We start from the raw sequence: 1,200 nt of genomic DNA, 5'->3' as shown, positions 1-1,200 counted from the left end.
GCCGCCCCCGCTGACGGCGGCGGCCGCGGCCGCGTGGCGGCGGGCCCGGCGGGTCGCCGGCTGGGCGCGGTAGACCACGTCGTGGACGAGGGCGTGTGCGAAGCGGAACCGGCCGGGCTCGGACTCCTCCAGGATCACGCCGGCGGCCAGGGCCGGGTCCAGGTCGTCGAGGACCGCGTCGGGGTCGGCGCCCGCCACGGCGGCGAGGAGGTCGGCGTCGAACCGGCGGCCCAGGACGGCCGCGGAGCGCAGCAGGTCGCGGGCCGGGTCGGGGAGGCGGTCGACGCGGCGGGCCACGACGTCGGTGACGGCGGCCGGGATGTCGCCGCCGGCCGGCAGGCGCAGCAGCTCGACCAGGAAGAACGGGTTGCCGTCGGTGCGTTCCCGCAGCGCCTCGGCGTGCTGGGTGGCCGGGGCGGCGCCGGTGACGGCCCGGACCAGCTCGGTGACGCCGGCCGCGGAGAGCCCCGGCAGGTCGAGCCGCAGCGCATGGCGGCGGGCCAGGGCGGCACCGGCCTCCGCCAGTACACCGGAAGGCTCCGGATGCGTCCGGCGGGTCACCACCACGAGCACCCGCGCGGTCACGAGGTGCTCGGCGAGGTGGCGCAGCAGGCGCAGCGACGACGCGTCGGCCCAGTGCAGGTCGTCGAGCACCACGAGCAGCGGCCGCCGGACCGAGGCGGCGGCGAGGACCCGGGTCACGGCGTCCGACACCCGGAACCGCTGCGCGTCCGGCGAACCCGCGTCCGGCGGCGGGGCGGCGACCGGCGCGGCGACCGGGGCAGCGGTGCGGGGCAGCAGTCCGGCGAGGACGTCGGCGTCGGCGAGGTCGCGGACGGTGTCGTCACCGAGGACCGCCGCGAGGTCGCGCAGTACACCGGACCACGGCCAGAACGGCGGCGCTCCGGTGTCCTCCGAGCACCGCCCGGCCAGCACCGCGAAGCCGCGCCCGGCGGCGGCGGTGGCCAGCTCGGCCACCAGGCGGGACTTGCCGATCCCGGGCTCCCCGGTCACCGCGGCGAACCCGGCCCGGCCGCCGTCGGCCGGCCCGAGCAGGCCGGTGAGCGCGGCCAGCTCGGCCTCCCGCCCGATGAGCGGCCAGCCGCCCGGGTCCGCAACCTCCGCCGCGGTCCCCGACGCCCCGGCGCCGTAATCGCATGTTCGGGGACGATCGGGGAGTGGAGGCGTTGGCGAAGGGCG

At 79.4% G+C, this 1,200-nt stretch carries 1 protein-coding gene; it reads right to left on the bottom strand.

Annotation, left to right across the window (positions count from 1 at the left end; genetic code table 11):
* Window positions 1–1,200: AAA family ATPase (locus tag ABZS66_RS61780; protein WP_354774312.1), on the bottom strand; the 1,200-nt coding region annotated here is incomplete at both ends.

This window comes from Dactylosporangium sp. NPDC005572, assembly GCF_040605515.1.
Taxonomy (GTDB): domain Bacteria; phylum Actinomycetota; class Actinomycetes; order Mycobacteriales; family Micromonosporaceae; genus Dactylosporangium.
The sequence above is the reverse complement of the archived record's forward strand: the minus strand, read 5'-3'. Positions and strand labels throughout refer to the sequence as shown.